The organism is Amycolatopsis nalaikhensis, assembly GCF_030264295.1.
Classification (GTDB): domain Bacteria; phylum Actinomycetota; class Actinomycetes; order Mycobacteriales; family Pseudonocardiaceae; genus Amycolatopsis; species Amycolatopsis nalaikhensis.
The window spans coordinates 3090136-3109386 of sequence record NZ_CP127173.1 but is presented as its reverse complement, the minus strand read 5'-3'; the positions used below and the strand labels follow the sequence as shown (position 1 = coordinate 3109386).

At 71.4% G+C, this 19251-nt stretch carries 17 protein-coding genes and 1 pseudogene; 5 read left to right on the top strand and 13 right to left on the bottom strand.

The window, feature by feature from the left end; all coding sequences use genetic code 11:
• Positions 1-61: 61 nt before the first annotated feature.
• Complete coding sequence (locus QP939_RS15360) at positions 62-526, bottom strand: NADPH-dependent FMN reductase (protein WP_285459756.1); 465 nt, start codon at positions 524-526, stop codon at positions 62-64.
• Positions 447-1440, bottom strand: a pseudogene (locus tag QP939_RS15355) (phosphoribosylaminoimidazolesuccinocarboxamide synthase). The gene QP939_RS15360 and the pseudogene QP939_RS15355 overlap by 80 nt, the downstream one beginning before the upstream one ends.
• A 47-nt stretch (positions 1441-1487) precedes the next feature.
• On the opposite strand from QP939_RS15355, the gene QP939_RS15350 reads away from it, so the two are divergent.
• A complete protein-coding gene (locus QP939_RS15350; RefSeq protein ID WP_285457447.1) occupies positions 1488-2294 on the top strand; it encodes an SAM hydrolase/SAM-dependent halogenase family protein in 807 nt (268 codons plus the stop codon).
• Here the strand turns inward: QP939_RS15350 and QP939_RS15345 are convergent.
• On the bottom strand, positions 2177-3058 hold the full coding sequence (locus tag QP939_RS15345) for an MOSC domain-containing protein (protein ID WP_285457446.1): 882 nt from the start codon (positions 3056-3058) through the stop codon (positions 2177-2179). The two genes, QP939_RS15350 and QP939_RS15345, sit on opposite strands and share 118 nt — an antisense overlap.
• Positions 3059-3383: 325 nt before the next feature.
• Here QP939_RS15345 and QP939_RS15340 point away from each other — a divergent pair, with 325 nt between their 5' ends.
• On the top strand, positions 3384-4589 hold the full coding sequence (locus QP939_RS15340) for an IS110 family RNA-guided transposase (RefSeq protein WP_285457445.1): 1206 nt from the start codon (positions 3384-3386) through the stop codon (positions 4587-4589).
• A gap of 41 nt (positions 4590-4630) precedes the next feature.
• On the opposite strand, the gene QP939_RS15335 is transcribed toward QP939_RS15340, so the two are convergent.
• The 9 genes from QP939_RS15335 to QP939_RS15295 form a co-directional block, all read right to left on the bottom strand.
• Positions 4631-5371: an amino acid ABC transporter ATP-binding protein gene (locus QP939_RS15335; protein WP_285457444.1), complete on the bottom strand. Its 741-nt coding sequence runs from the start codon at positions 5369-5371 to the stop codon at positions 4631-4633.
• The gene (locus QP939_RS15330) at positions 5368-6129 is read right to left on the bottom strand and encodes an amino acid ABC transporter permease (protein ID WP_285457443.1); all 762 of its coding nucleotides are present in this window, start codon (positions 6127-6129) and stop codon (positions 5368-5370) included. The genes QP939_RS15335 and QP939_RS15330 overlap by 4 nt, the downstream gene beginning before the upstream one ends.
• Positions 6130-6136: 7 nt before the next feature.
• The gene (locus tag QP939_RS15325; RefSeq protein ID WP_414641883.1) at positions 6137-6925 is read right to left on the bottom strand and encodes an ABC transporter substrate-binding protein; all 789 of its coding nucleotides are present in this window, start codon (positions 6923-6925) and stop codon (positions 6137-6139) included.
• Positions 6918-7736 carry a substrate-binding periplasmic protein gene (locus QP939_RS15320; RefSeq protein WP_285457441.1) on the bottom strand — a complete coding sequence of 273 codons (819 nt, stop codon included), beginning with the start codon at positions 7734-7736 and terminating at the stop codon, positions 6918-6920. Before QP939_RS15320 ends, QP939_RS15325 begins: the two co-directional genes overlap by 8 nt.
• Positions 7737-7859: 123 nt before the next feature.
• Positions 7860-9287, bottom strand: a complete 1428-nt coding sequence (purB, locus tag QP939_RS15315) for an adenylosuccinate lyase (RefSeq protein ID WP_285457440.1) — start codon at positions 9285-9287, stop codon at positions 7860-7862.
• 83 nt (positions 9288-9370) lie between these two features.
• Positions 9371-10222: a DUF4380 domain-containing protein gene (locus tag QP939_RS15310; protein ID WP_285457439.1), complete on the bottom strand. Its 852-nt coding sequence runs from the start codon at positions 10220-10222 to the stop codon at positions 9371-9373.
• Positions 10216-11361: a galactonate dehydratase gene (gene dgoD, locus QP939_RS15305; protein ID WP_285457438.1), complete on the bottom strand. Its 1146-nt coding sequence runs from the start codon at positions 11359-11361 to the stop codon at positions 10216-10218. Before dgoD ends, QP939_RS15310 begins: the two co-directional genes overlap by 7 nt.
• 13 nt (positions 11362-11374) lie before the next feature.
• A complete protein-coding gene (locus QP939_RS15300) occupies positions 11375-12058 on the bottom strand; it encodes an SDR family NAD(P)-dependent oxidoreductase (protein WP_285457437.1) in 684 nt (227 codons plus the stop codon).
• Between the two features lie 14 nt (positions 12059-12072).
• On the bottom strand, positions 12073-14187 hold the full coding sequence (locus tag QP939_RS15295; RefSeq protein WP_285457435.1) for a DUF8189 domain-containing protein: 2115 nt from the start codon (positions 14185-14187) through the stop codon (positions 12073-12075).
• A 154-nt stretch (positions 14188-14341) separates the two neighbouring features.
• Here QP939_RS15295 and QP939_RS15290 point away from each other — a divergent pair, with 154 nt between their 5' ends.
• The 3 genes from QP939_RS15290 to QP939_RS15280 all read left to right on the top strand — a co-directional run bounded on the left by QP939_RS15290 (position 14342) and on the right by QP939_RS15280 (position 17274).
• Complete coding sequence (locus tag QP939_RS15290; protein ID WP_285457434.1) at positions 14342-14959, top strand: bifunctional 4-hydroxy-2-oxoglutarate aldolase/2-dehydro-3-deoxy-phosphogluconate aldolase; 618 nt, start codon at positions 14342-14344, stop codon at positions 14957-14959.
• Positions 14952-15953: a lactonase family protein gene (locus tag QP939_RS15285; protein WP_285457433.1), complete on the top strand. Its 1002-nt coding sequence runs from the start codon at positions 14952-14954 to the stop codon at positions 15951-15953. Before QP939_RS15290 ends, QP939_RS15285 begins: the two co-directional genes overlap by 8 nt.
• A gap of 124 nt (positions 15954-16077) precedes the next feature.
• On the top strand, positions 16078-17274 hold the full coding sequence (locus tag QP939_RS15280; protein WP_285457431.1) for a glycosyltransferase: 1197 nt from the start codon (positions 16078-16080) through the stop codon (positions 17272-17274).
• On the opposite strand, the gene QP939_RS15275 is transcribed toward QP939_RS15280, so the two are convergent.
• Positions 17257-19251, bottom strand: coding sequence for an alpha-galactosidase (locus tag QP939_RS15275; protein ID WP_285457430.1), 1995 nt, complete (start codon positions 19249-19251; stop codon positions 17257-17259). The two genes, QP939_RS15280 and QP939_RS15275, sit on opposite strands and share 18 nt — an antisense overlap.

Genomic DNA, 19251 nt, shown 5'->3' with positions numbered 1-19251 from the left:
CGCACCCGTCTGACGTCGCCGTGAACCGCGCGGAACGGGCGGGCGTCCGTTGCCGGAAGGGTCAGACGCCCTCGCGCAACCGCTTCACCGCGACGGCGATCCGGCCGCGCAGGTCAGGATCGGTCACCCGACCGTCGGCGACTACCGCGCGCGACACCGGGATCCGCGCGCACGCCTCCTCGACGATCTTCGCGCCCGCGTACGTCAGGACCTTGCGCAGCGAGTCGTGCGCGTCGCGGCCACCCGTCGGCGCCGCGACCGACGACGCGTTGATCCACGCCACCGGCTTGCCGTAGATCTCGCCGCCGCCGACGGTCCAGTCCAGCAGGTTCTTGAACGACCCCGGCAGCCCGCCCGCGTACTCCGGCGTGCAGATCAGGACCGCGTCCGCCTCCTTGACCGCCGCCCGCAGCTCGGCGACGGCCGGGTGCAGCGGGTCGCGGTCGTCATCGGGGTTGAAGTGCGGCAGTTCGGCGAGACCGGGGTACGTCGTGGTCTCGGTGAGGGTGGCGGCGGTCCCCAGCACCGCCGCGTTGGCCGAGCCCGCCCGCAGGCTGCCGCAGATCAGCAGGATCACACGGCCAGTCTGCCAGCGAAAGCCCGGTGATGCGGTGGTACGCCGCGAGGTACCGCTCGCGCGTGGCCTGCACCACCTCCGGCGGCAACGGCGGCAGCGCGGACACGCAGTCCCAGCCCGACGTCGGCCCGACGAGCCAGTCGCGCACGTGCTGCTTGTCGAACGACGGCCGCGGGCGGCCCGTCCGGTGACCGTCGGCGAGCCAGTAGCGCGCCGAATCCGGCGTCAACAGCTCGTCCGCGAGCACCAGCCCGTTGCGCCCGATGCCGAACTCGAACTTCGTGTCCGCCAGCAGGAGCCCCTGCTCCGCGGCCCGCGCGGCGCCGCGGCGGTAGAGCTTCCAGCGACGCCTCCCTGACCTCCTCGGCGAGCTTGCGGCCGAGCACCGCCGCGAAGGTGTCGAAGTCGATGTTCTCGTCCGGTTCCCCCGGCCGGGCCTTGGTGGACGGCGTGAAGATCGGCTCGGGCAGCCGGGCCGACTCGGCCAGCCCTGCCGGCAGCTCGACGCCGCACACGGCGCCGCACCGGCGGTAGTCGGCGTACCCGCGGCCGGTGAGGTGGCCGCGGACGACGGCCTCCACCGGCAGCATGTCGAGCCGCTCGACGAGCAGCGCGCGGCCGCGGAACGCCTCCGGGATCGCCGGGCCGTCCCAGGCGACCAGGTGGTTCGGGAGGACGTCGGCGAGCTCGCGGAACCAGAAGACGCTCATCGCGGTGAGCACCCGGCCCTTGTCCGGGACGGGGGTGGGGAACACGTGCTCGAAGGCGGAAATGCGGTCGGAGGCGACGACCAGGAGGTGGTCGTCGCCCACGGCGTAGAGGTCGCGGACCTTGCCGGTGGCGAGGGTGGGGAGGGGTGTCACGCGCTGAACCCTAACGGGCACCCTCCGCCACCATGGATGATGCTGGCATGGCGTACGACTGGATCTCGGTGACCACCGACTACGGCCTGCGCGACGGCTTCGTGGCGGCCTGCCACGGCGTGATCGCGCGGCTCGCGCCCGCCGTGCGGGTGATCGACGTGACGCACGAGGTGCCGCCCCAGGAGATCCGGCACGGGGCGATGGCGCTGGCCCAGACGGTGCCGTTCCTGCCGGAGGCGGTGCACGTCGCCGTCGTCGACCCGGGGGTCGGCACGGCCCGGCTCGGCGTGGTCGTCGTGGCTGAGAGCGGGCTGCTGGTCGGGCCGGACAACGGCCTCCTGCTGCCGGCGGCGCAGGCGCTGGGCGGGGTCCGGGCGGCGTACGAGCTGGCCGAGCCGTCGCTGCGGCTGCCGGTGACGTCGGCGACGTTCCACGGCCGGGACGTCTTCGCGCCGGCGGCGGCGCACCTGGCGCTCGGGGTCGCGCCGTCGGACTTCGGCCCGCCGGTGGACGACCTCGTGGAGCTGCCGGAGCCGTTCGTGGCGGCGTTCCCCGGGAAGTTGGTGTCGGAGGTGCTGACGGTCGACCACTTCGGCAACGTCCAGCTCGCTGCGACCCCGGCGGACCTGGGCCTGTCGGGGCTGTCGGGCGCGGTGACGGTGCACAGCGAGCGCGTGGCGGTGAGCACGGTGATCGGGCGGACGTTCGCGGACGTCCCGGCCGGCGCGAGCGTGCTCTACACGGACTCGGCGGGACGGCTCGCGGTCGCGGTCAACGGCGGCTCGGCGGCGGCCGTGCTCGGGCTCGGGCCCGCCCAGGAGTGCACGATCACCGCGTCGCCGACGGCGACCTGACCTGTTTCGAGGACGGCGGCCTTCATGCCGAAGGTGACACCGCCGTCCGGGTGACGCCGGTAGGTGGCGAGGGTGCGGATCGGCTCGGGGCCGGCCTTGTCGCCGGTTTCCTGGTCGACCATCGGGACGGTGCAGCGGACGCACGGCTTGGCGTAGCCGAACCGCGCGGTGCCCGCGGCCATTTCGCGGACTTCGTCCTCGCGGTGGGGTTCGGCCCAGCCGGAGATGACCACGTTGGGGCGGAAGCGGTTCATCGGGACGGGCTCGCCGCCCCTGCTCGCGATCCGCTCGTTCAGTCCGTCCAAAGAGGACTCGGAAGCGATGAGCAGGGCGTGTCCGTCGGCGAACGCGGCCGTGCCTGGGGTTTCGCCGCTTGTGATGCGCTCGTGGTCCGGGGCTACGCCGATCAGGACCGAGTCGATCTTCAGCAGGTCTGAGAACCACGCGGCCGCCTCCGGGCCTTGGTGGATGCCGTCGCCCTGCCAGGAGAACGTCGAGCCCGGGTGGCGGTCGCCTTCGCGGCGGATCTCGAGTTCTAGGTCTTCTTGGTTGGGGGCGGAGAGTGTGAGGCGGTCCTTTTCGATGTGTGGCCGCACCGAGGCCAGGATCGGGTAGCGGCGCTGGCTGCGGAAGTCTCCGTCCGGGGCCACGGCCTGGAAGACGCGGTCGTTCGCCAATCCGGCCTGGGTGACTTCCGCGGCCTGCACGTCGGTGCCTGCGCAGCCTTTGACCGGGTAGTACGTCAGCCATGCGATCCTCACCATTCCCGCAGGTTATCCACAACGGTCCGAGCTATCCACAGATTTGCCCGGCGCCGGATTTTCGGCCATCCGGCGGATAGACTGGACTCGGGGACGCCCCCGTTACCTTTTTCGTGGCTCCCGACCAGGGAGTTGTGGTCACCAGGCCCGGCATGACTAACGCCCCCAGTCGCACGCATGATCCGGGGGGTGGTGTCACCGGGCCTGGTGGCATCGAGGGACCGCTGATAGGGACACGGCCACCACCAGGTAGGTCTCGTCGTAACGTGGGTGCCGGCCATCGATGCCCAACCCGGTGACCACGACGCGACGAACGAACGGCTGGTGGATGAGCAGCAGCTTCGGGGTGTTCCTCGGCTTGGACGTCGGCAAGGAAGCCCATCACGCGGTCGGCCTGGACCTCGACGGCAACCGGCTGCACGATGGCCCGCTGCCCAACACCGAACCCAAACTGAAGGCCCTGTTCGACAAGCTCGCCGCGCACGGACCGCTGCTGGTCGTGGTTGACCAGCCCGCCACGATCGGGGCGTTGCCGGTCGCGGTCGCCCGCGCCGCAGGACACCAGGTGGCGTATTTGCCTGGTCTGGCGATGCGCCGCATCGCCGACCTCTACCCGGGCCGCGCGAAGACCGATGCCCGGGACGCGTTCGTCATCGCCGATGCCGCCCGCTGCCTGCCGCACACCCTGCGCCCGGTCGACGTCGATGACGAGGCGTTGGCGGAGCTGGAGGTGCTGGTCGGGTTCGACGACGACCTGGCCGGCGAAGCCACCCGGATCAGCAACCGGATCCGTGGGCTGCTCACCGGCATCCACCCCGCTCTCGAACACGCCATCGGCCCGCGGATCAGCCACCCAGCGGTGCTGGAGATCCTCTCCCGCTGCGGCGGCCCGGCCGGCATCGCCAAGGCCGGCCGCCGCAAACTCACCGCCATCGCCAAAGTCCACGCGCCCCGCCTCGGCGACAAGCTGGTCGAGGCGATCATGACCGCGCTGGGCGAGCAGACCGTCACCGTCCCGGGCACCGCCGCCGCGGACACGGTCCTGCCGCGGCTGTCCGACAGCCTCAAAACGGTTCTCCTGCAACGGAAACAGGTCGCTGAGCAGGTTGAGGGGATACTTGATGCGCACCCTCTTGCCGGGGTCCTGACTTCGATGCCCGGCGTCGGGGTCAGGACCGCAGCCCGCATCCTGCTCGAGGTCGGCGACGCCTCGAACTTTGCCAGCTCGGGGCATCTGGCGGCCTACGCGGGCATCGCCCCGGTCACCCGCAGCTCCGGCACCAGCATCAAGGGCGAACATCCCGCTCGGACGGGCAACCGCCAGCTCAAACGCGCGTTCTTCCTCGCCGCCTTCGCCGCGTTGTCTGACCCGACCAGCAGGGCCTACTACGACCGGAAGCGGGCCGAGGGCAAGAAACACAACGCTGCGCTGATCTGCCTGGCCCGCCGCCGCTGCGACGTCCTCTACGCCATGCTGCGCAACGGCACCCACTACCGACACCCCGAACCCGCTCCGGCCCCCGCCGCGGCTTGACAACCACATAGGGACACCCCCCGGGACGGGTGGGGGCTGCTCTAGAGGACCTGGGACAGGAACCGCTGCAACCTCGGGCTTTTCGGGTCATCGAAGACCTGCGCGGGCGGCCCCTGCTCGACAATGCGACCAGCGTCCATGAACGCCACCTCGTCGGCGACACTCCGCGCGAAGCCCATCTCGTGCGTGACGACGATCAGCGTCAACCCGCGCGAAGCCAGCCCGGCCATGAGGTTCAGCACCCCCTTGACCAGCTCCGGGTCCAGCGCGCTGGTGGCCTCGTCGAAGAGCATCACCTCGGGGTCCATCGCCAGCGCCCGCGCGATCGCCACCCGCTGCTGCTGTCCGCCCGACAACGCGCTCGGCCGGTACGGTGCCTTGTCCGCCAGCCCCACCTCCGCCAGGCGCGCGCGGGCGATCTCCGCCGCCTCCTCCTTGCCCAGCTTCTTCACGCTGCGCAGCGGCAAGACGATGTTGTCCAGCACACTCCGGTGGCCGAACAGGTTGAAGTGCTGGAACACCATCCCGACGCGCTGGCGGAGCGCGTCCGGGTCGGCCTTGATCACGGACTCGCCGTCGAGCAGCAAGTCGCCGGAATCCGGCTCCTGCAGGCGGTTCACGCACCTCAGCAGCGTCGACTTGCCCGAACCCGACGGGCCGATCACGCACGTCGTCTTGCCGCTGGCCACGTGGAGGTCCACGCCGCGCAGGACCTCCAGTGTGCCGAAGCGGACGTGGATGTCCCTCAGCTCCACACTGGACGAACGCACCGCCGTCGTCACGAGACGACCTTTCCGCTGGCCACCAGGTCCAGCTCGTCTTCGCCCGGGTCGTCGGCGCGCACCTTGCGGCCCGTCCGGAGCTTCTTGTCGATGTAGTTCACCAGGTGCGTCAGCGGCACCGTGATCACCAGGTACACGAACCCGGCCGCGACCAGCGGGGACAGGTTGCCCGTGTTGGCCGCCAGGTCCTGGCCGATGCGGAACAGCTCGCGCTGCTCGGACAGCAGCCCGAGGAAGTACACGAGGCTGGAGTCCTTGATCAGCGCGATGAACTGGTTCACCAGCGCCGGCAGCACCCGGCGGACGCCCTGCGGGATGATCACGAGCAGCATCGCCTTGCTGTAGCTCATCCCGAGCGCACGGGCGGCCTCCAGCTGTCCTTTGTCGACGCTCTGGATGCCCGACCGGAAGATCTCGCCGATGTAGGCGGCCGCGATCAGGCTCAGCGCCAGGATGCCCAGCGGGTACGGGTTCGTGCCGACGACGTCCCGCGCGAGCGTGCCGAGACCCTGGCCGATCACCAGGATCGTCAGGATCGCCGGCAGCCCGCGGAAGATGTCGGTGTACACCCTGGCCGGCCAGCGCAGCCAGATCTTGGTCGACAGGCCCATCACCGCCAGCACCATGCCGAGCACGGTGCCGATCAGCGCCGACGTCACCGCCAGGATCAGCGTGTTGAGCAGGCCGGTCTTCAGCAGGTCCGGGAAGACCTGCCAGATGTACTCCCAGTTGAGGAAGGTGTCGAAAAACTGATCCATTGCAGAGTTACTGCCCCGGCTTGAACTCGGCCGGGACCGGCGCGGTGGGCTCGAACTGGTCGTGCACCTTGACCCAGGTGCCGTCCGCGACGACCTTCTTGATGCCGTCGTTGATCTTGTCGATCAGCTCCGTGTTGCCCTTCCGGAACGCGAAGCCGTGCGGGATCGTCGTGGTGATCGCCTTGGTCACCTTGAGCTTCGCGTCCGGGTTGTTCTTCGCGTAGTCCTCGGCGGTCGCCTGGTCGAACACCGCGCCGTCGACCGCGCCGGTCTTCAGCGCGCTCAACGTCGCCGCGTCGTTGGGGAACCGGACAGCTTGCGCCGTCGGTGCGTTCGACGCCAGCCAGGAGTCCGAAACCGTGCCCTGGACGACGCCGATCCGCTTGCCCGCCAACGAGTTCTCGTCGGTGATGCCCGCGGTCTCCTTGGCTTCGATGCCGAGGGCCTGGTAGTTGTACGGCGCCGAGAAGTCGACGGTCTTCTTGCGGGCGTCGGTCTGCGCGATCGCCGAGCTGCCGATGTCGAAGGTGCCGTTCGCGACCTGGCCGAGCAGGGCCGAGAAGTCGGTCGCGACGAACTCGACCTTCAGGCCCTCCTTCTGCGCGATGGCCTTGAGCAGCTCGTTGTCGAAGCCGGTGAAGACGCCGTTCTCCTGGTACGCGTTGGGCTTCGAGTCGCTCAGCGTGCCGACGCGCAACGTCTTCTCGCCGACGTCCCCGCCACCGCCGCACGCGGTGAGGGTCGCGACGAGCAGGGCGATGAGACCGGTGACAGGTAGCTTCTTCACGTCAGGCATCCAGATTCTTCACGGGCAGGCCCGGCCCGCCCTGCCGGAGTTCCTTCGACAGCGGGGTGTTCTTGTAGAACTGCCCGTAGATCCGCGCCACGGTGCCGTCAGCGATCGCCTTGGCCAGCCCGTCGTTGAGCTTCTTCAGCAGCTCCGGGTTGGACTTGGCGACCGCGAAAGCCGACGGTGTGTCCTTGTCCTCGGCAGTGTAACCGAGCTCCAGCGGCACCGCCGGGTTCTGGTCGAGGTACTTCTGGCCGATGTCCTGCGGCACGACCCAGCCGTCGAGCGTGCCGTTCTTCAGCTGCGCGAAGCCCGCGTTGTAGTCGGGGAAGCGGACGACCTGGGCACCCGGGACCTTGCCCGCGAACTCGTCCTGCACCGAGCCCTGGACCACCCCGAGGCGCTTGCCGCCGAGCGCGGCGACGTCCTTGAGGCTCGCGCCCTTCGCCGTCACGACCGTGGTGAAGCCGGTGTTGTAGCCGTTGGAGAAGGCGACGGTCTTCTTGCGCGCCTCGGTGCTGGAGATCGTCGAGCTGCCGATGTCGAACTTGCCGTTCGCGACGCCGGCCAGCAGCCCGGCGAACTCGGTGCCGACGAACTCGACCTCGAAGCCTTCCCGCTTCGCGATGTCACGCAGCAGTTCGTTGTCGTAGCCGGTGAACCGCCCGTTCTCGAGGTAGATCGACGGCGGGGCGTCGCTCAGCGTGCCGACGCGCAGGGTCTTGCCCGCGGCGTCGGAGCCGCCGCACGCGGCCAGGGTCAGCGTCAGGACACCGGTGGCGACGACGGCGGCGATCTTCGACAGCGTGGATCTCATCGCTTCTTCCATGGTTTGAGCGCGCGGGTTGGTGCGCGCGAAGAGCACGGGGTTCAGCGATCGAGATTAGGGATTTCGCCCGTTCGAGTGGATTCGTTCCAGTCCGTGGACGGGTGCGTCAGCTCACAGGATGGGCTGCGGCGCGTAGCCCGCGGCTTCGGGGAACCGCTCGAGCACCCGCTCGACGCGCGCGGCCACCTGCTCGACCTGGCGCCCGGCCGTCCCGGTGAACGAGATCCGGTCGGCCAGCAGCTTGTCCAGGTCACCGCGGTCGAGCGGGATGCGCTCGTCGGCCGCGAGCCGGTCGACGAGGTCGTTCTCCGCGAGCCCTTCGCGCATTTCCAGCGCGACGGCGACGGCGTGCTCCTTGATCGCTTCGTGGGCCGTCTCACGGCCGACGCCGCCGCGGACCGACGCCATCAGCACCTTCGTCGTGGTCAGGAACGGCAGGTAGCGATCCAGCTCACGCTCGATCACCGCGGGGAAGGCACCGAATTCCGAGAGGACCGTGAGGAACGTCTCCAGCAGGCCGTCGAGCGCGAAGAACGCGTCCGGCAGCGCGACGCGGCGGACGACCGAGTCGGAGACGTCGCCCTCGTTCCACTGGTCGCCCGCCAGCTCGCCGATCATCGAAAGGTAGCCGCGCAGCACGACGGCGAGGCCGTTCACGCGCTCGCACGAGCGGGTGTTCATCTTGTGCGGCATGGCCGACGAGCCGACCTGGCCGGGCTTGAAGCCCTCGGTGACGAGCTCGTGGCCCGCCATCAGCCGGATCGTCTTGGCCAGGCTGGACGGCGCCGCGGCGAGCTGGACCACCGTGGACAGCACGTCGAAGTCGAGCGAACGCGGGTACACCTGGCCGACGCTGACGAACCGCCGGTTGAAGCCGAGGTGCTGCATGACGCGGTCCTCGAGCAGGTCCAAAGTGGACTCGTCGCCGAGCAGGTCGAGCATGTCCTGCGCGGTGCCGACCGGGCCCTTGATGCCGCGCAGCGGGTACCGTTCGATGAGGTTGTCGAGCCGCTCGAAGGCGACGAGCAGCTCGTCGGCCGCGGTGGCGAACCGCTTGCCCAGCGTGGTGGCCTGCGCGGCGACGTTGTGCGAGCGCCCGGTCATGACGGTGTCGGCGTGCTCGACGGCGAGGGCCGCCAGCCGCGCGAGCACGGCGGCGACGCGGGTGCGGACCAGCTCGAGGGACCGGAGCAGCTGCAGCTGCTCGACGTTCTCGGTGAGGTCACGCGAGGTCATGCCCTTGTGGATGTGCTCCTGGCCGGCGAGGTCGCTGAACTCCTCGATCCGCGCCTTGACGTCGTGACGCGTGACACGCTCGCGGGCGGCGATGGACTCCAGCCGCACGTCGTCCAGCACGCGCTCGTAGGCCTCGACGACGCCATCGGGCACCTCGACGCCGAGGTCCTTCTGCGCCTTGAGGACGGCGATCCAGAGCTGGCGCTCCAGGACGACCTTCTGCTCCGGCGACCAGAGGGAGACCAGCTCCGCCGAGGCGTAGCGGGCGGCGAGCACGTTCGGAATGCGGGGCTTGTCCGTCACGGCCCCACGATACCCGCGCAGGTCAGCCCGCCTCCGCCCCCGGGGTCGTGAGTGTTTAGGGCGGTTAGAACCGCCCTGAACACTCACGACCGGGCGCGCGGGAGAGTTGCGCGGATCGTCAGGTTCGTCGTGGCGCCCGGTTCGAGGCTGGTCAGCGGGCCGAGGACCTCCAGCTCGACGATCCGCGCCGGCGGGTCCAGGTCCCCGAGCGACGCCAGCGGCTCCGGCAGCGGGTGCTCCAGCCAGATCTCCAGCGGCGAGCCTCCGTCGGGGTACTCGCCCGCCGGGTCGACGTCGAATGACAGCGTCAGCGGCCCGTATGTCACCCAGCCAGCCGTGCCCGGTACCCCGAGCTTGCCGACGACGTCCTGCGCGGGCACGACCAGCCGGTCACCGTCCACTGTGTACTCCGGTGTCCCGGTCCCGGCCACCAGCGCGACGACGTCGGGGCGCCGGAGGCCCGCCGTGACCAGGCCGCCGCCGGGCAGCTGGGTCACGTTCCACAAAGCCCACCGCACCGGGCGCGGCGAAACGTTCATGGCCTGCAGCCGCAGTTCGTAGCCGTCGTCGAGGATCGTGATCGCGCGCGTGAACCGCAGGCCGGTGCGCGGGTCCGGCGCGCTGGTCATCGTCACCGTGTCGCCGTCGACGTCCGCGGTGTACGGGCCGGAGTCGAGGACCGGGTCCGGCGGGCCGGGCCACTGGTCCGGGCCGTCCCAGCCCTGGGGTGCGGGCCACGTCTTGTCCCCGCCGTAGTTGACCCAGTCGCCCATCCGCCCCGAGTTCGGCGCGTACTCGCCGCGCAGGTCGTCGTCGAGCAGCTCGGCGTTGCGCCACAGCAGCTCGGTGCCGCGGTAGCGCACCGACAGCAGCCGCCCGCCCAGCTCCGGCACCAAGCCCAGCCGCAGGTCGCCGCGCTCGAGCCAGGTCACCATTCGGCGAGCCCGCCGTCCTCGTGCCGCCACACCGGCGAGCGCCAGGTGTGCCCGACCTCGGCCGCGCGCCGGACGGCCGCTTCGTCGACCTCGATGCCCAGGCCGGGCCCGAGCGGACGGGCCGCGTAGCCGTCGCGGAACGCGAAGATCGACGCGTCCGCGAGGTACTGGTGCTCCTGGCCTTCGTGGTAGTGCATGCCGACGCTCTGCTCCTGGATCAGGAAGTTCGGCGTCGCGAACGCGACCTGCAGCGACGCGGCCAGCGAGATCGGCCCGAGCGGGCAGTGCGGCGCGAGCGAAGCGCCGTACACCTCGGCGAGCGCGCCGATCCGGCGCAGCTCGGAAATGCCGCCCGCGTGCGACGGGTCCGGCTGGACCACCGCGACCCCGGCGTCGAGCACCGGCTTGAACTCCCACCGCGAGTAGAGCCGCTCGCCGAGCGCGATCGGCACGGTCGATGCCTCGACGATCGAGCGCAGCGCGTCGCCCTGGGTCTCGGGCAGGATCGGCTCCTCGACGAACATCGGCTGGACGTCTTCGAGGAGCTTGACCAGCCGCCGGGCCATCGCGGGCGAGACGCGGCCGTGGAAGTCGATCGCGAGGTCGCGGTGCGGGCCGAGCACCTCCCGCGCCTCCCATGCGCGTGCCACGGCCGCGTCGGCTTCGGCGGGGGACGCGATCGCGGTCAGCGGGCCGGCGACGTTCATCTTCACCGCCGTGAACCCCGCCTCGACCTGCGCGGACACGGCTTCGCGGATGCCGGACGGCCGGTCGCCGCCGACCCAGCTGTAGACCCGGACGCGGTCGCGGACCGGGCCGCCGAGCAGCTCGTGCACCGGGGCGTCGCGGACCTTGCCGGCGATGTCCCACAGCGCGTGGTCGAACCCGGCGAGCGCGCTGGAGAGCACCGGGCCGCCGCGGTAGAACCCGCCGCGGCGCAGTACCTGCCAGTGGTCTTCGATGCGCAGCGGGTCCTGGCCGATGAGCAGCTCGGACAGCTCGTGGACGGCCGCGCGCACGGTCTCCGCGCGGCCCTCGACCACGGGCTCCCCCCAGCCGCTGACCCCTTCGTCGGTGCTGACCTTGAGGAACAGCCAGCGCGGCGCGACCAGAAACGTTTCAACCCCGGTGATCTTCACCCGTGTCCCCCATCTACGCGGAATCCTTGGCGGCGGACCAGCCGCCGTCGACGGTCAGCTCGGCCCCGGTGACGAACGACGCCGCGTCCGAGAGCAGGAAGGCGATCACGTTCGCCACTTCGGCCGGGTCGCCGAGGCGGCCGGCCGGGGTCGCCCGGGCACTGCGCTCGCGGTCCTCCGGCGAGATGCGGTTCCAGGCTTCGGTGAGCACCGGCCCCGGCAGCACGGAGTTGACGCGCACGTCGGGCGCGTACTCGACGGCCAGCTGCCGGGCCAGCGCGACGAGCGCGCCCTTGCTCGCCGCGTACGCGGGGTGGCCCGGCAGCCCGAAGTGCGCGTGCACCGACGAGACCAGCACGACCGCGCCGCGCCGGGCCCGCAGCGACGGCAGGCACGCCTTCACGGCGAGGTACGTGCCGGTCAGGTTGACGTTGAGCTGCCGCTGCCACTCGGCGCGGTCGATCTCGTGCAGCGGCCCGGTGCTCGGCACGTAGGCGTTGCTGACCAGGGCGTCGACTTCGCCGATGTCGGCCCAGGTCGCTTCGTCGGCCACCGAGCCCCGGATCGGCACGACGCCGTCGGGGAGTTCGGCGATGTCCACGCCCAGCACGCGGTAGCCGTCGTCGAGGAGCTTCCGGGCCGTCGCCTTCCCGATCCCGGACGCCGCTCCGGTCACCACCGCGGTACGCGCAGACATCGCCTCTCCCTGTGTCAGAACTTCGCTACGTGGACATGGTCGTCCGGCCCGCGGGCGGCGAACCACAGCGACGCGCCGTCCGAAGCCGCGCCCAGGGTGCCCACGATGCTCCCGCTCGGGTACTGCGGCCGTTTGAACCAGCCCGCCCAGGAACCGGACCAGTCGTTGGCCCACAGGGTGTAGTCGCTCGCGGACGCGGTGAGCGCGACCTTCGCGCCGACCGCGACCAGCGTCGGGCTGCTGCTGATCGTGCCGCCGATGGACGTCCAGTCCGACCACGCGCCGCCGGTCTTCGTGCGCACCCAGACGCTGTCGTCGGCGGTGCGGACTGCCACGACCGTGCCGCCGGTCGACGTCGCCGCGCCGGGACGGCCGTAGATCGGCTGGCCGCCGGGCGCGCCCAGACCGGACCACTGGCCGTCCGCGGTCCGCTGCCAGACCTGGCCGTCGGAGCCGCGCGCGAAGAGCGTGCCGTCGGTGGTCACGGACGGCGAATCGGTGAGCGTCCCGCCGAGCCGCTGCCACTCACCCCAGCTCCCGTAGCGGTAGGTGCGCTGGTAGGCGGCGTTGTCGAGGCCGCGGACGTAGACGTCGACCCGGCCGTCGGTGGCGACGGCGGCGGGCTGGCCGAGGAACTTGCCGCCGACCTGGCGCGAGCCGCCGAGGCCGTCCTGCACGAGGTTCCCCGCCGGGTCGCGGAAGAACGTCACGGTCCGGCCGCCGGTACGGACCACCGCGGGGCTGGCCGAGGCCGGGCCGCCGACGTCGGTGCCCGGGACGAGGTCGGTGCCGTGCAGGCGGAGGAACGCGGTGCCGTGTGCGGGCACGGTGACCGTGTAGGAACCGGTCGCGGTGCCACGGTCGGCGCGGGCGCGGAGGTCGCGCACGGCCACCGGGCCGCTGAGCCCGGCGTCGGCGAAGTTCAGCGTCATCTGCGTCGGCGCCTCACCGCGGTTGAGCAGCACGACGGCGCGGTCACCCCGCTGGGACAGGACCTTGCTGTAGGTGTCCGTGGTGCCGGTCGTCGCGACGCGGACGCCCTGGATGCCGAGGCGGTCCTGGTTGACCCCGACGATTTCCGGGTTCTTCAACGTCTTCAGCATCGACGCGGGCAGCGTGCGCGGGTCCGAGCCGAGGATCAGCGGGGAGGCCATCTCCGCCCACATGACGAACTGGGTGGTCGACTCCTCCTCGTTCAGCTCGTAGGTGCCCTGCTCGGTCTTGCGCATCGGGATGAGGTAGTCGGGGTCGTTGTAGTGGCCCGGCCCGTTCGCCTCGGGGTGCGCGGCGTTGGCGTCCATGTTGCGCAGGACGTCTTTCCAGATGCCTTCGTACGGCGTGCCGAACGCGATGTCGGTGCTGGTGCGCCAGGAGTCGGCGACGAGCGGGCCGTAGGTGTAGGCGATGCCGGCGACCTGGTCGGGGCCGTGCGGGACGCCCCACTCGTCGGTGACCGGGTTGCAGATGTTGAGCACCATCGGGCGCCCGGCCTTGGCGAGCGCCTGGCTGAACTGCGTGAACGCCTCGGCGGGCTTGAGGTTCTGGGCGATGCCGCAGAGGAAGTCGACCTTGACGGCGTCGAACTTCCAGCTCGCGAAGCGCTTGGTGTCCTGCTCGTAGTAGCCGCCGGAGCCGGCCGCGCAGTTCTTGCCGTCGGAGGCGCCCGCGTCGGTGTAGATCCCGGCCTTCAGGCCGCGGTCGTGCAGGTAAGTGACCAAAGTGGACAGTCCACTCGGGAACTTCGCCGGGTCTTCGTGGAGGTTGCCCTGCGCGTCGCGCGGGTCCGGGGCGGTCCAGCCGCCGTCGATCCAGACGTAGCGGTAGCCGGCGTCGCGCAGGCCGCTGGAGACGAGGAAGTCGGCGACGGACTTCACCGACGCCTCGCTGGGCGCGCCGAGACCGTAGTAGGTGTTCCAGCCCATGTACGGGGTCTTCGCGACTCCGCTGTCGTAGTAGTCGGGGGCACCTTGGTCCACCGCCGGTGCCGCTTGCGCGGGAGCCACCGTGACCGCCGCGGCCAGCGCGGCGACCACCGCCAGAGATCTCTTCAGAAGCATGTTGCCGGACACCCTTCTCCAGTGAAACAGCGTCGAGCGAGCCGCGAGCAGCATGCCGGGGCGTCTCGGCATGCGTCAAGAATAAATCCTAAATTAAGATTTCACCCGCTATGCTGTCCGCGATGAAGGGGACGTTCGTCTCATCTGATGCGCTGAAGGGGACTTTCCTCGCATCACATGCCAGGAAAGTCCCCTTCAGCCCACTGATCGGCACGGAGGTGGACCGATGACCTACCGCTGGGAGATCACGGCGGACGCACTGCGCCAAGGCGTCGTCGGGATCGTGCGCACGCACGACGCCGAGTCGGCCGTTTCGGCCGCCCGCGCCGCGCTCGAAGCCGGGCTGCGCTCGATCGAGCTGCCGCTGACGAACCCGGGCGCGCTCGACGCGATCTCGGGCCTCGCCGCGGCCTACCCGGACGCGACGATCGGCGCGGGCACCGTCCTCGACGAGGCTTCGGCGGCGCTGGCCATCCGGGCGGGCGCGCGGTTCCTCGTGTCGCCGTCGGTCGACGCGGCGGTGATCCGCACCGCGCACCGGTACGGCGCGGCCGCTTTCCCGGGCGCCGGTTCGGTGACGGAAATCGTGCGGGCGCTGGAAGAAGGGGCCGACGCGGTCAAGGTGTTCCCGGCGTCGGCCTTGTCGCCGTCGTGGGTGAAGGACGTGCGGGCTGCGCTGCCGCAGGCGCCGTTGGTGCCCACCGGCGGCATCGGACCCGAGGACGTGCCAGGCTGGCTGGCAGCGGGCGCGGTGGCGTGCGGGATCGGCTCGGCGCTGACCCGCGGCACCACCGCGGAGATCGCCGCCCGGGTCGAGACGCTGTTGAGGAGCGCGCATGGCTGAACTGGTCTTCGTCGGCTGCTACACCGGGGAAGCGGGGAACGGCACGGGGATCACGACGTTCTCCCGGTCCGCGACGGGCGAGCTGCACGAGGTCGCGTCGCTGGCCTTGGAGTCGCCGTCGTGGCTGACCCGGCACCCGTCGCTGCCCGTGCTGTACGCCGTGAACGAGACCGCCGCCGGCGGAGTCACCGCGCTGTCCATCGGCGACTCCGGCGAGCTTTCGGTGCTCGGCACGGCCGAGACCGGCGGCGCGCACCCGTGCCACCTGGCGGTGACGCCCGACGGCCGGTTCCTGCTGTGCGCCAACTACACCGGCGGCAGCCTCGCGGTGTTCTCGCTCTCGCCGACGGGCGAGCTGGAGTCGCGGACCGCGCTGGTCCAGCACGAGGGCAGCGGCCCGCGCACCGACCGGCAGGAGGCGGCGCACGTCCACATGGCGGTCCCCGGGCCGTCGATGGTGAGCGCGGTCGATCTGGGCACGGACGAAATCCGCAGCTACACGCTGACGCCGTCGGGCGCGGTCGAGCTGCTCGCCGTGTCGGAACTGCCCCCGGGCACGGGCCCGCGTCAGCTGGTCCGGCGGCCGGGGACGGACCTCGCGTACGTGGTCGGCGAGCTGGCCGGAACCGTCGTGACCGTCCGGGAAACCTCGCCCGGGGCGTTCTCCGTGGTGTCGGTCACGCCGTCGACGTTGAAAGAGCCTTCAGTGGCGAACCTGGTGGCCCACCTGGAACTGGCCGACTCGCGCATGTACGTGTCCAACCGCGGGCCGGACTGCGTGACGGAGTTCGCGCTCGACGAAGCGGCCGCCGTGGCGGACCAGCCGTGCGGGGCCAACCCGCGGCACTTCGCGCTGGTCGACGGGACGTGTTACGTGGCAGCGCAGTCGGAGGACGCGATCACGGCGTTCACCCTGACGGCCTCGGGCGACGCGGAGCTGCGGTACTACCCGACGGGATCGCCGACCTTCGTCTTGCCGGTTTCGCTGCCCTGAGAACGTCCAAAGGGGACACGGGCTTTCCGTCGTACCCAAGGTATAGCGCACCCCCGGGCTTGCGGCAAGACCCCGTGCGTCCCGCAGAATCAGCGCACTGAGCCACGACCTGGGGGTTTGCGTGATGCGAGTGCTGCTGTCCACCTACGGTTCGCGCGGTGACGTCGAGCCGCTGGCGGCGTTCGCGGTGCGACTGAAGGAGCTGGGAGCCGAGGTTCGGGTGTGCGCGCCGCCGGACGAAGACTTCGCGCGGCTGCTCGACGCGTTCGGCGTGCCGCTGGTGCCGGTCGGGCCGTCGGCGCGCGAGCTGACGAAGGCCGCGCCGCCGGCGGGCGGGCTGCCGGAGCGGGCCGCCCGGCTGATCGCCGACCACTTCGCCGCGCTGCCGCCGGTCGCCGAGGACTGCGACGTGCTGGTGGCCACCGGGCTGATCTCGGCCGCGGCCGGGGCTCTGTCGGTCGCCGAGCTGGTCGGCATCCGGTCGCAGTACGTCGCGTTCCAGAAGCTGTCGCTGCCGTCGGCGCACCACGCGCCGCTCGCCTACCCGGGACGGACGCACCCGCCGGGTGTCACCGACAACCGGGCGCTGTGGGAGCTCGACCGCGAGAGCCTGAACGTGCTGTTCGGGCCGGGCCTGAACGCGAGCCGGGCCGCGCACGGCCTGCCCGCGGTGGACGACGTCCGCGAGTACGTCGTCGGCAAGCGGCCGTGGCTGGCGACCGACCGGGTGCTGGACCCGTGGGTGCCGGACAACGGCCTCGACGTCGTCCAGACCGGCGCCTGGCTCCTGCCGGACGAACGGCCGCTCGCGGATGACTTGGCCGCGTTCCTGGCCGACGGCGAGCCGCCGGTGTACGTCGGGTTCGGCAGCATGCCGATGCACGCGGCGGCCGACGTCGCCGAAGTGGCCGTGGCCGCGGTGCGGGCGCACGGCCGCCGCCTGGTGCTCAAGGGCGGCTGGGCGGGCCTGACCGTGACCGGCGACGACGTCTGCCTCGTCGACGAGGTCAACCACCAGGCGTTGTTCCCGCGCACGGCGGCGGTCGTGCACCACGGCGGCGCGGGCACCACGACGACGGCCACCCGCGCGGGCGTGCCGCAGGTGGTCGTCCCGCAGGCCACCGACCAGCCGTACTGGGCGGGCCGGGTCGCGGCGCTCGGCACCGGCGTCGCGCACGACGGCCCGGCGCCGACCGTCGAGTCGCTGACGACGGCGCTCGGGGCGGCCCTGGCCATGCGGGACCGCGCCGCCGAAGTGGCGGCGCTCGTCGGCACCGACGGCACCGAGACGGCCGCGAAGCTGCTACTCGGCCCGGCGTAGCACGACCACATCCGCGTCGTGGGCCGCGGTCCAGTCGAAGGGGAGTCCCGCGTACTTCAGGTGGACCCCTGAGTACCGGGCTCCGCTCGTGTCCACATAGGACGAATCCGGGCGCACGTCGAGGCGCACGCGCGACGAGCGTCCCGGCACGAGCGGTGCGCCGGTCAGCTCCCCGGTGTTCCACGCCAGCACCACCACGGTGTCGCCGTCTTCCGAGGTGTACTGGGTCGCGCCCGGCTGGACCCTGGCGACGCCGTGGTGGACGACGTCGCGGATCGACTTGTACACGGCCACCAGGGAAGCCGCCTCGGCGTGCTGCTCCGGCGTCCACTTCGACAGGTCCGCGCCGATGCCGAGCACCCCGGCCATCGCCGTCACGAAGCGGAACCGCAGCGAGCGCGGCCGCGGGTCGAACACTCCTGGCGAGTCCGTCACCCACGAGCTCATCAGGTGTGGGGCGTGCATCAGGAGGAAGCCGTCCTGGATCGCGAGGCGATCCAGCGGGCCGGTGTTGTCGCTCGGCCAGACGACGTCGGTGCGCGCGACCGTCGCCAGGTCCGTGCGGCCGCCGCCGCCCGCGCACGCCTCGATCGTCACGTGCGGGTGCGTCGCGCGCAGGTGGTCCAGCACCGCCAGGTAACCCGCGACGTGCTCGGCGTCGAGGTCCGCGTCCGGCGCGCCCGGGCGGCCGCGTTCGGTCGGCGGGCGGTTCATGTCCCACTTCAGGTACGAGATCGGGTACTCCGTCAGCAACGAGTCCAGAGTGGACTTGACGAAGGCGACGACCTCGGGGCGTCCCAGGTCCAGCAGGAGCTGGTTGCGGATCAGCATCGCCGGGCGGCCCTCGATCCGGTAGACCCAGTCCGGGTGCTCGGCGTACAGCCGCGACTTCGGGCTGACGGCTTCCGGCTCGACCCACAGGCCGAACTCCAGGCCCAGCTCGCGCACCGACTCGACGAACTCGCCGAACGAGGCTTCGGCCGGGGCCCAGTCGCCGAGGCCGCCGGTGTCGTCGTCGCGGCCGGTGAACCAGCCGTCGTCGACCACGAACAGCTCGACACCGAGGTCGGCCGCGCGTTTGGCCAACTCCAGCTGGTGCGCGCTCCGGACGTCGAAACCCGTGGCCTCCCAGGAGTTGTAGAGCACCGGACGCGGTCGCCGCCAACGGGAACCCGCCAGCAGCCGGTCGTAGTCGTGCCACACCGCGGCCAGCCCAGCCAGACCGTCCACACTGGACGCCAGCGCGACGGCGGGCGTCGTCAAGGAAGCGCCGGGCTCGAGCCGCACCGGACCCGGCGACGGCAGCCGACCGGCCCGGACGCGCGTCAGCCCGGACGGCTCGACGTCCGCCTCGATGGACCAAGAACCCGGCCATTCCAGGGAAACGCCGAACGCGGGACCGCCGGACGCGTCCTGCACCGCCAGCCACGGCACGTGCGCGTGGCCGGGGACGCCGAAGCGGCTCTCCATCCGGAATCCGCCCGCGGGCAGGTCCACCGTGCGGCGCGTGAACTCCTGCGACCACTGGCCGGTCAGGTACGTCAGGCGAGCGCCCGAGACCGTGGGGACGCACACGCCCGCCGAGCCGAGCCGGTCGAACTCGAGCGCCGCCGAGCCCGTGTTGGTGAACTCGACCCAGCGGGTGAGCACGTCCGTCTCGGGGACCGGCCGGTAGCAGAGCACCGCGCGCAGCCCGGTCAGCTCGTCCACGAAGGCCAGCCGCAGGTCGTCGCCGGAGACGTCACCCTCGAAGCGCCACCACGAGCCGCCGCGCACGGCGACGTCCGCGCCGGAGAACGGGCGCAGGCCCAGCGGCGCGTACTCGACCGGGGCCGCGTCCGCCTCGGTGATGAAGTGTACCGACCCCGCGTTCGCGAACACCGACGGTCCGGCTTCGATCCCGGACGGTCCCCACGCCACCAGCTCGAGCCAGCGCTCGGTGGGGTCCAGCGCCACGGTGTACGAAGTGGACTTCAT

Bases quoted from the DNA above. Each gene is read 5' to 3' on its own strand.
- QP939_RS15280 (WP_285457431.1), top strand. From the start codon at position 16,078: ATGCGAGTGCTGCTGTCCACCTACGGTTCGCGCGGTGACGTCGAGCCG.
- QP939_RS15295 (WP_285457435.1), bottom strand. From the start codon at position 14,187: ATGCCGAGACGCCCCGGCATGCTGCTCGCGGCTCGCTCGACGCTGTTT.
- QP939_RS15325 (WP_414641883.1), bottom strand. From the start codon at position 6,925: ATGCCTGACGTGAAGAAGCTACCTGTCACCGGTCTCATCGCCCTGCTC.
- QP939_RS15350 (WP_285457447.1), top strand. From the start codon at position 1,488: ATGGCGTACGACTGGATCTCGGTGACCACCGACTACGGCCTGCGCGAC.
- QP939_RS15275 (WP_285457430.1), bottom strand. From the start codon at position 19,251: ATGAAGTCCACTTCGTACACCGTGGCGCTGGACCCCACCGAGCGCTGG.
- QP939_RS15300 (WP_285457437.1), bottom strand. From the start codon at position 12,058: ATGTCTGCGCGTACCGCGGTGGTGACCGGAGCGGCGTCCGGGATCGGG.
- QP939_RS15290 (WP_285457434.1), top strand. From the start codon at position 14,342: ATGACCTACCGCTGGGAGATCACGGCGGACGCACTGCGCCAAGGCGTC.
- QP939_RS15310 (WP_285457439.1), bottom strand. From the start codon at position 10,222: ATGGTGACCTGGCTCGAGCGCGGCGACCTGCGGCTGGGCTTGGTGCCG.
- QP939_RS15320 (WP_285457441.1), bottom strand. From the start codon at position 7,736: ATGAGATCCACGCTGTCGAAGATCGCCGCCGTCGTCGCCACCGGTGTC.
- QP939_RS15330 (WP_285457443.1), bottom strand. From the start codon at position 6,129: ATGGATCAGTTTTTCGACACCTTCCTCAACTGGGAGTACATCTGGCAG.
- QP939_RS15345 (WP_285457446.1), bottom strand. From the start codon at position 3,058: ATGGTGAGGATCGCATGGCTGACGTACTACCCGGTCAAAGGCTGCGCA.
- QP939_RS15285 (WP_285457433.1), top strand. From the start codon at position 14,952: ATGGCTGAACTGGTCTTCGTCGGCTGCTACACCGGGGAAGCGGGGAAC.
- QP939_RS15340 (WP_285457445.1), top strand. From the start codon at position 3,384: ATGAGCAGCAGCTTCGGGGTGTTCCTCGGCTTGGACGTCGGCAAGGAA.